We start from the raw sequence: 14,002 nt of genomic DNA on the forward strand, positions 1-14,002 counted from the left end.
CAGTGACGACCACTATCCGCCGGCTTCCCGCTGTGACGGCTCGTGTGACGGCCGCGTTACCGGGAGCGTTAACGGGCGTGCTCGCGACGGCCCTGCTCGCCGGATGCGGCGCGCCGGACCTGGCGGGCGGGGCCGCCTCGCCCGCTCCGGTAGCGGCCTCGCCCGCCACCACCGTCGAGGCGCCCCCCGCTTCGGAGGCTCCGCCGAGCCCCGAGGCCACGCAGAGCCCCGAGTCCGCGCCCAGCGCCACGCCGGACGAGACCGGCGCGGCGAAGCCGCCCGCCGGAGCGACCGCCGCCGACGTGGCGTTCGCCCGGCAGATGGTCCCGCACCACCTCCAGGCCGCGGAGATGGCCAGGCTCGCGCAGACCCACGCCGGCGACCCGTGGGTCAGGGAGTTCGCGGCGAAGGTCGCCGCGGCCCGCGACACCGACATGCGCACGTTCAAGGGCTGGCTCGACATGTGGGGCGCGGAGCCGCTGCCGCCCGACCACGCGATGCCGGGCACGCAGACGCGGGCCGAGATCGAGGCGCTCGCCAAGCTGAACGGCCCGTCCTTCGACCGGAAGTACGTGACGTTGATGATCGAGCACGACAACGGCGCGATCAAGCTCGCCCGGGCCGAGCAGGCCGACGGCGCCTTCGAGGGAGCCAAGGCGCTGGCCGTCGCCACCGCCACGTCGCTGGGCGCCGAGGTCAAGGAGCTCAAGAAGTACCGCGCCCTCCTGGACTGAGTTCCCCTGCCGGACGGCCGGGGCCCCTCAGTTCTCGTACGTGTCGAGCCTGGGCGGCAGGGCGTTCCACGTGCAGAAGGCCGACGACTCATGGGCGTCCCGGAGGAACGCGACGCGCAGCCACTGGTCGGTCTCCCAGACCTTGACCTCGTAGCCGTCGTTCGGGGTCGCCGTCACCACGCGGCAGTCCGTGGAGGTCACCGCGATCGTCGCCCGGCCGCCCTTCAGCGTGAACGTGTGCAGGCTCTCCCCGCCGGCGGCCTTGCGCTGCCGGGCGGTGGGCGAGGACTCCGTCGATCTCGCCGGCCGCGTGGCGCGGACCGGGCGCGGCGCCGGGGAGGTCCGTGTGGTCCGCGCCGGAGCGGCGGTGGGCCGGGAGGGGGACCGGCGGCCGGGCGTCGCGCCGGCGGAGGACGGCTGCCCGGGCGGCTCCTCGGACGGCTCCTCGGGCATGCCGCCGGAGGCTCCGCCGCCCGGGGTGCCCTGCGGAGTGGGGACGGGAATGCCGGGCGAGGCGGACAGGGGCGCGGCGACGGCCACCACGGGAGCGAGGGGCGCCTCGTCCAGGATCGCGCTGCGCAGCACGTCGCGCACGCCGAGCCAGGACACGCCGACGGCGAGCGCGGTGGCCCCGCACCAGGCGATCAAGTAACCGGCGGTCCTTCTCATGTGGCGGCTCACTCTATCCCGTGACCTGAATTGCCGCTCGATCCTTTTCGGTCAACCTCTACGGATTTGTGCATGCCTTAAATAGCCGCAAATCCGCGTGTTTCGGATCGCTCTTCCCGGGACGCCGTACCAACCGGGAGTGTACGTTTCTGCCCCATGGCGACCGTTCTGGTGGTTGAGGACGACGAGTTCGTCCGGTCCGCGATCATCCGCGACCTGACCGGGCGCAGCCACGCGGTCCGCAGCGCGGGCCGGGCGCTCGACGCCCTGCGGGAGATCGCCCACCTCGCCCCCGACGTGGTCGTCCTCGACCTGGGGCTGCCCGACCTCGACGGCGCGGAGGCGCTGAAGATGCTCCGGGCGATCTCCGACGTACCGGTCATCGTGGCCACCGCGCGGGACGACGAGGCCGAGATCGTCCGCCTGTTGCGCGACGGCGCGGACGACTACCTGGTCAAGCCGTTCTCCGGAGATCACCTCAACGCCCGCCTGGAGGCCGTGCTGCGCCGGGCCAGGCCCGGGGCGCCCTCGTCGGTCGCGAGGGTCGGCGGCCTGGTCGTGGACGCCGACCGCAGGGAGGCCCGCCTGGACGGCGCGCCGCTCGACCTCACCCGCCGGGAGTTCGACCTGCTGGCCTACCTCGCCGCCCGTCCCGACCGCGTGATCTCGCGCAGGGAGCTGCTGGCCGAGGTGTGGCGGCAGTCGTACGGGGACGACCAGACGATCGACGTCCACCTGTCCTGGCTGCGGCGCAAGCTCGGCGAGAGCGCGTCCCGTCCCCGATATCTGCACACCGTGCGGGGTGTCGGCGTACGCCTCAGCCCCCCTGCCGAGGGCTGAGTCCCGAAGCGGGGACCGCGATGACGGCACTGGCCCCGGAGCGGGAGCGGCGGTGAGACGGAGCCTGGCCCTGGTGGCGGTGGCCGTGACGGCGATGGTCGCGCTGGCCTTCCTCATCCCGCTGGCCGTGGCGGTCAAGGAGATCGCGGAGAGCCGCGCGCTCGCGGACGCCGAGCGCCAGGCCGCCACGATCGTGCCCGCACTCGTGGTGACCGACGACGCGGTCGCGCTGGAGCGCGCCCTGGCCAGCACCCCGGCGGGAACCTCCCGCCTGGCCGTCCACCTCCCCGGCGGGGGCACGGTGGGCCGCTCCCGGGTCACGGCCGCCGACGTTGCGAGCGCGGCGGAAAGCGCCAGGACCGTGCCGGTCGGCAAGGGATACGTGCTGCTCAGGCCGGTCGCGCTGGGCGGCGGACGGCGGGCCGTCATCGAGGTGTACGCACCCGAGGCGGACGCGAGGAAGGGCGTGTCCACCTCCTGGGCCGTGCTGACCGGCGTCGCGGTCACCCTGGTGGTGGGGTCGGTGGTGGTGGCCGACCGGCTCGGGGCCCGGGTGGTGCGGTCGGCCCGCAGGCTCGGGCAGGCGGCGGCGGCCCTCGGGGCGGGCGACCTGACGGTGCGCATCGTCCCGGACGGCCCACCCGAGCTGGTGGCCGCCGGGCGCGCGTTCAACGCGATGGCCGACCAGGTGGCGGGACTGCTCGCGGCCGAGCGCGAGCTCGCCGCCGACCTGTCGCACCGGCTGCGCACCCCGCTGACCGCGCTGCGGCTCAACGTCGGCGGCACCGGCCCCGAGGCCGAGCAGCGCAGGCTCGCCATCGACCGGCTCGAACAGGCCGTGGACGAGATCATCGAAGCCGCCAGGCGGCCGTCCCGGGCCGTGCCGGCGCGCTGCGACGCCGCGCTCGTGCTGCGGGAACGGCTCGCCTTCTGGTCGGCGCTGGCCGAGGACCAGGCGCGGCCCTGGCAGCTCGTCGGCGCGGATGAGCCCAGCCCCGTGCCGGTCGCCGCGGCCGACCTCGGTGCGGTGGTCGACGCGCTGCTCGGCAATGTCTTCCGCCACACGCCGCAGGGCACGGCCTTCCGCGTCACCCTGCATCGGGGGAGCGGCATGGTGGGCATCCTCGTCGCGGACGCGGGCCCGGGCATCCCCGATCCGGAGAAGGCGCTGCGGCGGGGCAACAGCGGGGCCGGCTCCACCGGGCTCGGCCTCGACATCGCCCGGCGCCTGGCCGAGTCGACGGGCGGCGGGGTGCGGATCGAGCCCTCGGCGCTCGGGGGGACCGGCGTCAACCTGTGGCTGCACACCGACGGCCGGGCGGCCGGCCCGCGTCGCCGTCTGCTGCGGCGCACCCCTGCCCGCGGTTTCCGGCACTGACCTTTTGTTGCGGATCGTCCGCCGATCGTCCGAAAACTCCTACTGTCGCGGGATACATTCGGGGGACCGCAACCGGAGGGGATCACGTTGGAGTTCCGCGTGCTCGGCCCGGTCGTCGTGCTCGACGACGGGGGGACGCCGCTCGACATCGGGCCGTCCCAGCAACGGGCGGTGCTGGCCCTGTGCGTGCTGGCGGCGCCGCGTCCGGTGAGCACGGCCAGGATCGTGGACGCGCTGTGGGAGCAGGAGCCGCCGCCGGGGGCGGTCAACACCGTGCAGGCGTACGTGTCGAAGCTGCGGCGCGTGCTCGAACCCGGCCGGGCGCGCAGGGCGAAGCCGTCGGTGCTGCTGAGCAGGCCGGGCGGGTACGCGATCGAGCTGCCGCCCGAGAGCTTCGACCTCGGTCGTGCCGCGGCGGCCGTCGCGGCGGGCAGGCGGCTGCTGGAGGCGGGCGACCACGCGGAGGCCGCCGGACGGCTCCGCCTGGCTTTGAAGGAGTGGCGGGGCGAGCCGCTGGCGGGGTTCGAGGACGAGCCATGGGCGCGCGACGAGATCGCCCATCTCGCGGAGCTCAGGCTCTCGGTCGTCGAGGACGTGGCCCAGGCCGAGCTCGCGCTCGGGTTCGGGCGGGCGCTGGTGCCCGAGCTGACGAGGCTCGTGGCGGCGCATCCCCTGCGCGAGCGGCTGCGCAGGCTCGGCGCGCACGCCCTCTACCAGGCCGGCCGTCAGGCGGACGCGCTCGCCCTGCTCACCGAGGGCCGCCGGCTGCTCGTCGGCGAGCTCGGCCTGGACCCCGATCCGCGCTCCCGCGAGCTGGAGCGGCGGATCCTGGAGCAGGACCCCGCGCTGACGCCACCGCCCCCGCCCGCGACTCCCCGCGACCCCGCCCCCACCGCGACCCCTGTGCCCACTGCGACCCGTGTGCCCGAGGCGGGCACGGACGATCCAGGACGGGGGGAGGGCGGGCTCATCGGGCGGGCCGCCGAAACGCGCGCCCTGCGCCGCGCCGTCACCGCGGACGGCCCGCGGATCGTGCTCGTGGCGGGCGAGCCGGGCATCGGCAAGACCAGCCTGGCGGAGGACGCCGCGGCGCACGCGCCCGTGGTGGTCTTCGGCCGCTGCTGGGACGGCACGGGCGCGCCGCCGTTCTGGCCCTGGGCCCAGGCCGTCCGGCAGCTCACCGGACGGCACGGCGAACTGGCCGAGATGCTCGGCGCGACCGGGGAGTTCGCGCTGTACGAGGCGTTCGCCCGGCTCGTCGCGGAGCACGCCGCGGCGCACGCCGCGAGGCACGGCAGGGTGAACGGCAGGGTGTATGGCAGGGTGCTCGTCGTCCTCGACGACCTCCAGTGGGCCGACGCCTCGTCCCTGCGCCTGCTGGAGTTCCTCGCCACCACGCGGGCGTGCCGGGAGCTGACCGTGATCGCGACGTACCGCGACACGGAGGTGAGCGGGTCGCTGGCCCGCACGCTCGCCACACTCGTACGGCTCCCGCACGTCGAGCGGATCACGCTGGGCGGCCTCGGCGAGGACGCCATCGCCGAGTATCTGCGGCGGGCGGGCGCGGACGCGACGCGGGCGGCCGAGGTGGCGAGGCGGACCGGCGGCAACCCCTTCTTCCTGGGCGAGCTCGTCCACCTGGACCGCGGCGAGGTGCCGGGCGCGGTCGCGGACGTGCTGCGCGGCAGGATGGCGGCGATGCCGCCAGGCGCCCCAGGCGTCCTGTCGGCGGCGGCGCTGCTGGGCCGCGACGCCCCGCTGGACGTGCTGCTCGACGTGGTGCACGACGTCATGGACGTGCCGCGCGACGAGGTGCTCGACGTGCTCGACGCGGCCGTCCGGGCGCGCCTGCTCACCGAGCACGACCTCGTCTACCGGTTCGCCCACGACATCGTCCGCGACGTGCTGCGCGACGGCCTCGCCCCGCTGCGCAGGCGCCGCCTGCACGCCGGCATCGCGGCCGTGCTCGAACGGCGCGGCACGCACCTGGCCGAGCTGGCGCACCACTACCGCGAGGGCCTGGTCATCTCCGGCATGGCGGCCAAGGCGATCGAGTACGCCCGGCAGGCGGCCGCCCACGCCATGGCCCAGTTCGCTTACGAGGACGCCGTCGAGCACCTGGGGCACGCCGTCGCCCTCACCGGCCAGCTGCCGGTGGCCGCCTCGAATGAGAGCCTTGCGCTGCGGTGCGACCTGCTGCTCGGCCTCGCCGAGGCGCAGTCGGCGGCCGGGATGAGCACGCAGGTCCACGCCTCGCTGGAGGAGGCGGCCGAGATCGCCGACGCTCTCGGGGACGACGACCGGCTGGCCCGCGCCGCGCTCGGGTTCTCCGACCCGCTGTCGTGGGCGATGTACGAGGAATGGGCCGCCGGCGGCGCGCTGACCGGGCGGATCGAGCGGGCGCTGCGAAGCCAGGGGGAGGGCTCGCCCTGGCGGTCCCAGCTCCTGGCGGCCTTCGCCGTCACGGGCTGTTTCAGCCGGCCCGTCGAGGAGAGCTGCGCGCTCGCGGCCGAAGCCGTACGGGAGGCCCGCCTGCGAGGGGACGACGGCTCGCTGCTGCGGGCGCTGAGCGCGTACGAGATCCTCTCGCGTGGGGTCGCCGGGCACGCCGAGCGGCAGGCGGCCATCGACGAGATGGCCGAGGTGGCCCGCCGGACCGGCGACCTGGTGGCCGAATGGCTGGCGCTGGAGGCCGAGCACGTCGAGCTGGTCAAACAGGGCGAGCTGGAGCGGGCGGGCCGGCTCCTGACGTGGCTGTCGGACACCGCGCGCAGGATCAGGCAGCCCGCCCTGCTCAGCCTCACCGCCTGGCTGTCGGCGATCCACGCCCATCTCCGCGGCGATCCCGGCCGCGCCCTGGCGGAGGCGGAGGAGTCGGCCCGGCTCCATCCGGAGGGCGCGCTCGGCCGCGACCACGCCGAGAGCCGGGCCCGCGTGTTCCGCTGCCTGGCGGCGCGGATCCGGGGTGACGCGGCGGCGGCGCTTTCGCTGGCGGAGGAGGCGCTCGCGCGGCGGCCCGGCCAGCCCGGATGGCGGGTGCTGCGCTGCGCGGCCCTGCTCGACCTCGGCAGGAGGGACGAGGCCGCGGAGGTCCTCGCGGGGCTGGCCCACGACGGCTTCGCCGGCATGCGGGGCGACATCGCCTACCGGTTCATCCCCGACCTGCTGAGCGAGGTGTGCCTGGCCCTGGGCGACACGGCCGCGGCGGCGGCGCTGCACGACCTGCTCCTGTCCCACCTGCTTCCTCATCAGGGCCGCCTGCTCGGCTGGTCGGTGACCGACCTGTGCCTGGCCCGCCTGGCGCTCGCGCGGGACGACCGCGAGGCGGCGGGCCCCCGCCTGCGCGCCGCGCTCGCTCTCGTCCGCCGCTCCGGGGCCGCTCTCTACGAGAAGCCGATCCTGGCCCTGCTCAACGGCGAGTGATCACGCGTTCTTCAGGGCTTCGGCGAGGGTGTCGCGCAGCGGTGTGGTCGGCCGGCCGATGAGGCGGGACAGGTCGCCGGGGGTGTCGCCGAGCCAGCCGTCGGCGATGTCGGCGTCGACCTGGGCGAACAGGGCCGCGACCGGTGCGGGCAGGCCGTTCGCCTCCAGCGCCTTGGCGTACTCCGCGACGGGCAGGTCCCGATACTCGACCGGCGTGCCGGACACCTCGGAGACCACGGCGGCCAGCTCCGGCATGCTCCAGGCGACGTCGCCCGTCAGCTCGTACACCGCGTTCCTGTGCCCTTCACCGGCCAGGACGGCGGCCGCGGCGGCGGCGAAGTCGGCGCGCGCCGCCGAGGCGACGCGGCCGTCGCGGGCGCTGCCCGGGATGACGCCGCTCTGCGCGCCCTGCCAGGCCGCCGCGACGTAGTTCTCGTGATACCAGCCGTTGCGCAGGAAGGCGAAGGGCAGCCCGCTCGCGCGGATGTACTCCTCGGTCGCCCTGTGGTCGGGCGCGAGGCCCAGCGGGGTGGTGTCGGCGCGCGGGATGCTCGTGTAGGCGAGCAGCTCGACGCCGGCCGCCCGGGCGGCGTCCACCACGGCCTTGTGCTGGTCGACCCGCCGGCCGGGCTCGCTGCCCGAGACGAGCAGGACCCTGGTGGCGCCCTCGAACGCCGGTCCCAGCGTGGCGGGCCGGTCGTAGTCGGCCTCGCGCACCTGGATGCCCCGCTCGGCCAGGTCGGCCGCCTTCTCCGGGCTGCGCACCGCCGCGACGATCCGCGAGGCCGGCACGCGCCCGGCGAGTTCCTCGACGACCAGCCTGCCGAGGTGTCCGGTGGCTCCGGTCACGACAATCATGGTTTCTCCTCCACAGTGCTTTCCTTCGGTTAGTGCTTTCTATCAGAAAGTACTTCAAGAGCGTAAGCTGACGGCCATGGAGGAGTTCGAGGAGCTCGTCGCCGACGTCTTCTCACGGAAGTGCACTTCGCGCACCGTGCTGGAGACCATCACCGGCCGGTGGGCGATCCTGGCGCTTGCGGCCCTGTACGAGGGGCCCTACCGTTTCAACGCGCTGCGCCGCCGTGTGGACGGCGTGAGCGAGAAGATGCTGTCCCAGACCCTCCAGGCACTGGAACGCGACGGCATGGTGCTGCGGGAGGCCGAGCACACGATCCCGCCCCGGGTCGAATACAGCCTCACCCCGCTCGGTCGCGAGGCCGCCGAGCGCCTGCTTCCCCTCCTCGCCTGGGCGGAGGAGCGGATGCCCGAGGTCGTCTCCGCCCGGGAGCGCCACGAGGGACGCTGAACCCGGGCAAGCCCGCGCCAAGTTCGGAACAAGACCGTCCGTCGAGCCTGTGGAGCATGGACACACAGCCGACAGGTCCCTGGCGGATCGCGCCCGATGTGGTGCTCGTCCCGGTGATCGAACCCGTGGCGGCGGGGTACGCGCACATCGACTCGATGGTCATCACCGGACGCGAGCCGGTGATCGTGGACACCGGCGCGGCCGAGCACCGCAAGCGCTGGACCGAGGACGTCTTCGCCGTCGTCGAGCCGCGCGACGTGCGGTGGATCTTCCTGAGCCACGACGACCCCGACCACGCGGGCAACCTGGAGGTCGCCCTGGAGATGTGCCCGGCCGCGACGCTGGTCACCGGCTCGCCCCCGCGTCCGGGGCGCGGCTTCGCGCCGCCGCCGGGCCGTACGCGCCCGATCGCCGCCGACGAGTCGTTCGACGCGGGCGACCGGCGGCTGACCGCGGTGCGGTCCCCGCTCTACGACGCGCCGGCGACCCGGGGGCTGTACGACGACCGCAGCGGGGTCTACTGGGCGGCCGACTGCTTCGGCGCCGACGTGCCGGTCGCGACCGCGGACGCGGGGGACCTCCCGCTGGAGGACTACCTGGAATCCGTGCGCGCCTTCGGCGCGGGGCTCAGCCCCTGGCACCGCTGGCTCGACCCGCGGATCTTCGGCCGCCACGTCGACCGGCTCGCGGCCATGGAGATCATCGCGATCGCCTCGGCCCACGGGCCCACCGCGACCGGCGACCGCGTCGCCGGCGCGATCGGCGCCGTACGCGGTCTCGCCGGGGCGCCCGGCCCCGGGTGAGCCACGGCGGCTGCGGTGCGTGACGGACGGGGTGGACGCCCACGTCCGTCCGCGGCGAGTCGGTCCAGGTCACCGGCACTTTGCTCGCTGATGAGCGGTTCAACCCGTTGCCATACACGCAGTTAACGTGGCGGGACTGTCGGAGCCTTTTCTGGGCAGGCACGATGTCTTGTGAACGACACTCAGCACCACGATCTCGCACACGGCGTTCCGGGAAGGGTACGGACCGTGGGCGAGCGCAACCATAGAGCCGGTGGGCTCCGGGATCTTCCCGGCATGACCGCCGAGCCGGAGGGCGAGGAGGTCCAGTGAGGGAGATCTGGCCGGGGGATTCCTATCCGCTCGGGGCGACGTACGACGGAGCGGGCACCAACTTCGCGCTCTTCTCCGAGGTGGCCGAGCGCGTCGAGCTGTGCCTGTTCGACGACGACGGCAACGAGGAGCGCGTCTCGCTGAGCGAGGTGGACGGCTTCGTCTGGCACTGCTACCTGCCCGGGGTGGGGCCGGGCCAGCGGTACGGCTACCGCGTCCACGGGCCCTACTCGCCCGCCGACGGCCTGCGCTGCAACCCCAACAAGCTGCTGATCGACCCGTACGCCAAGGCGGTGGAGGGCTCGGTCAACTGGGACCAGGCGGTGTACGGCTACCGCTTCGGCGAGCCGGACAGCCGGGACGACAGCGACTCGGCGCCGTACGTGCCGAGGTCGATCGTCGTCAACCCGTTCTTCGGATGGGGACACGACCGGCCGCCGGCCACGCCGTACCACGACACGGTGATCTACGAGGCGCACGTGCGAGGCCTCACGATCAGCCACCCGAAGATCCCTGAGCGGATCCGGGGCACCTACGCCGCCCTGGGCCACCCCGAGATCATCGACCACCTCACGTCGCTCGGCGTCACCGCGATCGAGCTCATGCCGGTCCACCAGTTCGTGACCGACCACATGCTGGAGAAGCGGGGGCTGTCCAACTACTGGGGCTACAACACGATCGGCTTCTTCGCGCCGCACAACGCCTACTCCAGCTCGGGTCAGCGCGGCGGGCAGGTGCTGGAGTTCAAGGCGATGGTGAAGGCCCTGCACGAGGCGGGCATCGAGGTGATCCTCGACGTCGTCTACAACCACACGTCGGAGGGCAACCACCTGGGCCCGACCCTGTCCATGCGCGGCATCGACAACGCCAACTACTACCGGCTGGTCGAGGACGACCGGCGCTACTACATGGACACCACCGGCACCGGCAACAGCCTGCTGATGCGCAGCCCGCACGCACTCCAGCTGATCATGGACTCGCTGCGCTACTGGGTGCGCGACATGCACGTGGACGGCTTCCGCTTCGACCTCGCGGCCTCCCTCGCCCGCGAGCTGCACGAGGTCGACCGGCTGAGCGCGTTCTTCGACCTCGTCCAGCAGGACCCGGTGCTGTCGCAGGTCAAGCTCATCGCCGAGCCGTGGGACGTCGGCCCGGGCGGCTACCAGGTCGGCAACTTCCCGGCCCGCTGGACCGAGTGGAACGGCCGCTACCGCGACACGATCCGCGACCTGTGGCGGGGCGAGCCCGCCGCGCTACCGGAGTTCGCCAGCCGTCTCACCGGGTCGAGCGACCTCTACCAGGACGACAGCCGCCGCCCGGCCGCGTCGATCAACTTCGTCACCTGTCACGACGGCTTCACGCTCCAGGACCTCGTGTCGTACAACGACAAGCACAACGAGGCCAACGGCGAGGACAACCGCGACGGCGCGGACGACAACCGCTCCTGGAACTGCGGGGTGGAGGGCCCGGCCACCGGTCCGGTCGCCCAGCTCCGCGAACGGCAGAAGCGCAACTTCCTGGCCACGCTGTTCCTGTCGCAGGGCGTGCCGATGCTGTCGCACGGCGACGAGATCGGCCGCACCCAGCAGGGCAACAACAACTCCTACTGCCAGGACAACGAGATCAGCTGGGTCGACTGGGGCACGATCCTGGAGGCCGGCGCGAGGGACGACGCGGGAACCAGGGAGAGGCGTCAGCTCCTCGACTTCACCCGGCGCCTGGCCCGGCTGCGCCGCGACCACCCGGTCTTCCGCCGCCGCCGCTTCTTCTACGGCCGGCCCGTACGCGGGTCGCACGACGAGCTGAGCGACATCGCCTGGCTCACGCCGTCCGGCACGGAGATGGCCGACGCCGACTGGACGAACGGCTACGCCAAGGCGCTGGCGGTGTTCCTGAACGGCGACGCCATCACCGAGCCCGACCGGCGCGGCCGGCGGATCAGCGACGACTCGTTCCTGCTGCTGTTCAACGCCCACCACGAGGTCATCAAGTTCACGATCCCCGACGACTACGGCGAGCTGTGGGCGACCGAGCTGGACACGGCGATGCCGGTGCTGAGCGAGTCGCGCGTGTGCAGGGCCGGCGAGGCCGTGCCCGTGAGCGGCAGGTCGGTGCGGGTGCTGCGCAGAGTCCGGCCCGTGCTGGGGTCCTGACCAGCACCGATGCGCGAATAGAGTGCGCTTCGGCGTTAGTCCGTGTCACGCCGGGCAGGAGGGGAGCCGATTCTGCGCTCCTCCTGCCCGTCGCGGTGCTGGCAGGGGCGCGCCCGTGACGTGCACTATGAACACGACCTCCGGAAACGCGCTGCGAAAGGCGGTTCGGTGACTTCTACCTATCGGGTGCAGCTGACGCCTGACTTCGGATTCGCCCAGGCCGCGAGCCTCGTCGGATACCTCCGCGACCTGGGGGTGGGCCACCTCTACCTGTCGCCGATCCTCCAGGCCTGCCGGGAGTCCCAGCACGGGTACGACGTGACCGACCACGGCCGCGTACGCGAGGAGTTCGGCGGTGAGGAGGGCCTTCGGGCGCTGGCGGCCAGGGGAATGCCGCTGGTCTCCGACATCGTGCCCAACCACATGACCGTGCCGGTGCCGGAGTCGGACAACGCCCAGCTGTGGGCGGCGCTGCGGGACGGCCCGGGGTCGCCGGCCTCCCGGTGGTTCGACTTCCAGTGGCCGGTCACCCTGCCGCTGCTCGGCGACGACGCCGACGAGGCGCTGCGTGTGGACGACGGCGTGGACGGTCAGGTGCTGCGCTACCACGACCACGCGTTCCCGATCAGGCCGGGCACCGAGCACCTGCCGCTGCCGGAGCTGCTCGAGGCCCAGCACTACCGGCTGGCCCACTGGCGGGAGAGCCCCGGCTATCGGCGGTTCTTCGACGTGTCGTCCCTGATGGGCCTGCGCGTCGAGGACCCCGAGGTCTTCGAGGCCACCCACGCCGTCACCTTCCGCCTCATCGAGGAGGGAGTGATCCACGGGCTGCGCGTCGACCACCCGGACGGCCTGGCCGACCCCCGCGGCTACCTCCGGTGGCTGCGCCCGCACGTGCCCGGCCCGCTGTGGGTGGAGAAGATCCTCATCGACGGCGAACGACTGCCCGCCGACTGGCCGTGCGACGGCACCACCGGATATGACGCGCTCAATATGATCACCCGGCTGTTCGTCGACCCGGCCGGCCGCGACGCGCTGATCGAGACGTTCGGCCGCCACACCGGCGTACGCGACGACTACGAGACCGTGCGGCACGACTCCAAGAAGTACGTCATCGACCTGTTCTTCGGGGGAGAGGTCGACCGCCTGACCGACGACCTCGGCGATCCGGAGCTGCGCGAGGCCGTCGTGGAGCTGCTGGCCGCGATGCCCGTCTACCGGGCGTACGTGAACCCGGGCGAGCAGCCGCCCGCGGACTCCGAGGCGATCATCCAGGAGGCGGCCGGGCTGGCGGCCACCAGGACCGACCCCGCCGCGGTGGCCAAGGTCGCCGACCTCGTCCTGTACGGCCCGCCCGAGGCGGTCACCCGCTTCCAGCAGACCTGCGGGCCGGTGATGGCCAAGGGCGTGGAGGACACCGCGCTCTACCGGTGGTATCCGCTGGCCTGCCTCAACGAGGTGGGCGGGGAGCCCGACAGGTTCGGGGTGTCGCCCGCCGAGTTCCACGAGTTCTGCGCCGGGCTGCCGCCGCGGACGATGACCACGCTGTCCACCCACGACACCAAGCGGTCGGAGGACGTGCGCGCCCGGCTCGCGGTGCTGTCGGAGCTGCCCGAGGAGTGGGCGATGGCCGTCGACTCCTGGTCGGCGGCCGTGTCGTTCGACCCCAAGCTCGACTACCTCGCCTGGCAGTCGCTGATGGCGGCCTGGCCGATCCCTCTCGACCGATTCACCGACTACCTGCTCAAGGCGGCGCGCGAGGCCAAGACGTCGATCTCCTGGCTGAACCCCGACCCGGCGTACGAGGAGGGGATCAGGGACTTCGCCCGGCGGGCCATCGACGCCTGCGGCTACTCGGTCGCCTCGTTCACCGAGGTCGTGGACCGGTATGCCCGGGTCAACTCGCTGGGGCAGAAGGCCGTCCAGCTCCTCATGCCGGGCATCCCGGACGTCTACCAGGGCAACGAGATCACCGACTTCTCGCTGGTCGACCCGGACAACCGGCGGCCGGTGGACTTCGAGCGGCGCCGCCGGCTGCTGGCCGAGCCCGACGACAGCTGGGACGGTCAGAAGATCCGTGTCACCGCCGCCGCGCTCGGCCTGCGGCAGCGGCTCGACCCCGAGGCGCCGTACGCGCCGATCGAGGCGGGGGAGCACGCGGTGGCGTTCACGCGGGGCGTTCCCGGGCAGGGGACGGCCGCCGTCGTGGTCGCGACCCGGTTGCCGGTCGGGCTGGAGCGCAGGGGCGGATGGGGGAGCGACACGATCACGCTGCCGCAGGGGCGCTGGCGCGACCTGCTCACCGGCGCCGAGCACGCGGGTGAGGTGCGGATGGCCGACCTGCTGTCCGCGTGTCCGGTCGCGATTCTCGAAGGCTGACGGCT

At 73.4% G+C, this 14,002-nt stretch carries 10 protein-coding genes; 8 read left to right on the forward strand and 2 right to left on the reverse strand.

The annotated features are described in order from the left end of the window. Positions 1 to 77 precede the first annotated feature (77 nt). Positions 78 to 734 carry a DUF305 domain-containing protein gene (locus FLW16_RS28575; RefSeq protein WP_142563229.1) on the forward strand — a complete coding sequence of 219 codons (657 nt, stop codon included), beginning with the start codon at positions 78 to 80 and terminating at the stop codon, positions 732 to 734. 27 nt (positions 735 to 761) lie between these two features. Here FLW16_RS28575 and FLW16_RS28580 read toward each other — a convergent pair whose 3' ends face one another. Beyond that, a complete protein-coding gene (locus FLW16_RS28580; protein WP_142563230.1) occupies positions 762 to 1,403 on the reverse strand; it encodes a hypothetical protein in 642 nt (213 codons plus the stop codon). A gap of 156 nt (positions 1,404 to 1,559) precedes the next feature. Here FLW16_RS28580 and FLW16_RS28585 point away from each other — a divergent pair, with 156 nt between their 5' ends. The 3 genes from FLW16_RS28585 to FLW16_RS28595 all read left to right on the forward strand — a co-directional run bounded on the left by FLW16_RS28585 (position 1,560) and on the right by FLW16_RS28595 (position 7,044). Then, a complete protein-coding gene (locus FLW16_RS28585; protein WP_142563231.1) occupies positions 1,560 to 2,243 on the forward strand; it encodes a response regulator transcription factor in 684 nt (227 codons plus the stop codon). A 52-nt stretch (positions 2,244 to 2,295) separates the two neighbouring features. After that, positions 2,296 to 3,621 carry a sensor histidine kinase KdpD gene (locus FLW16_RS28590; RefSeq protein ID WP_142563232.1) on the forward strand — a complete coding sequence of 442 codons (1,326 nt, stop codon included), beginning with the start codon at positions 2,296 to 2,298 and terminating at the stop codon, positions 3,619 to 3,621. Positions 3,622 to 3,708: 87 nt separating this feature from the next. Then, a complete protein-coding gene (locus FLW16_RS28595; RefSeq protein ID WP_142563233.1) occupies positions 3,709 to 7,044 on the forward strand; it encodes a BTAD domain-containing putative transcriptional regulator in 3,336 nt (1,111 codons plus the stop codon). On the opposite strand, the gene FLW16_RS28600 is transcribed toward FLW16_RS28595, so the two are convergent. Next, positions 7,045 to 7,902: an SDR family oxidoreductase gene (locus FLW16_RS28600; protein ID WP_142563234.1), complete on the reverse strand. Its 858-nt coding sequence runs from the start codon at positions 7,900 to 7,902 to the stop codon at positions 7,045 to 7,047. Positions 7,903 to 7,978: 76 nt separating this feature from the next. Between FLW16_RS28600 and FLW16_RS28605 the strand changes: the two genes are divergently transcribed. The 4 genes from FLW16_RS28605 to treY all read left to right on the forward strand — a co-directional run bounded on the left by FLW16_RS28605 (position 7,979) and on the right by treY (position 13,997). Beyond that, positions 7,979 to 8,350, forward strand: a complete 372-nt coding sequence (locus tag FLW16_RS28605; protein ID WP_142563235.1) for a helix-turn-helix domain-containing protein — start codon at positions 7,979 to 7,981, stop codon at positions 8,348 to 8,350. A 56-nt stretch (positions 8,351 to 8,406) separates the two neighbouring features. Next, on the forward strand, positions 8,407 to 9,153 hold the full coding sequence (locus FLW16_RS28610) for an MBL fold metallo-hydrolase (RefSeq protein WP_142563236.1): 747 nt from the start codon (positions 8,407 to 8,409) through the stop codon (positions 9,151 to 9,153). A gap of 308 nt (positions 9,154 to 9,461) precedes the next feature. Then, on the forward strand, positions 9,462 to 11,618 hold the full coding sequence (glgX, locus tag FLW16_RS28615; protein ID WP_142563237.1) for a glycogen debranching protein GlgX: 2,157 nt from the start codon (positions 9,462 to 9,464) through the stop codon (positions 11,616 to 11,618). A 168-nt stretch (positions 11,619 to 11,786) separates the two neighbouring features. Further along, a complete protein-coding gene (gene treY, locus FLW16_RS28620; RefSeq protein WP_142563238.1) occupies positions 11,787 to 13,997 on the forward strand; it encodes a malto-oligosyltrehalose synthase in 2,211 nt (736 codons plus the stop codon). Positions 13,998 to 14,002: the final 5 nt, after the last annotated feature.

Origin of the sequence: Microbispora sp. KK1-11 (genome assembly GCF_006874435.1) — a bacterium.
GTDB classification, from domain to species: Bacteria; Actinomycetota; Actinomycetes; order Streptosporangiales; family Streptosporangiaceae; genus Microbispora; species Microbispora catharanthi.

What these genes read in the sequence shown, in the direction of transcription:
- FLW16_RS28610 (WP_142563236.1), top strand. Translation starts at nt 8,407, where the DNA reads ATGGACACACAGCCGACAGGTCCCTGGCGGATCGCGCCCGATGTGGTG.
- FLW16_RS28580 (WP_142563230.1), bottom strand. Translation starts at nt 1,403, where the DNA reads ATGAGAAGGACCGCCGGTTACTTGATCGCCTGGTGCGGGGCCACCGCG.
- FLW16_RS28600 (WP_142563234.1), bottom strand. Translation starts at nt 7,902, where the DNA reads ATGATTGTCGTGACCGGAGCCACCGGACACCTCGGCAGGCTGGTCGTC.
- FLW16_RS28585 (WP_142563231.1), top strand. Translation starts at nt 1,560, where the DNA reads ATGGCGACCGTTCTGGTGGTTGAGGACGACGAGTTCGTCCGGTCCGCG.
- FLW16_RS28605 (WP_142563235.1), top strand. Translation starts at nt 7,979, where the DNA reads ATGGAGGAGTTCGAGGAGCTCGTCGCCGACGTCTTCTCACGGAAGTGC.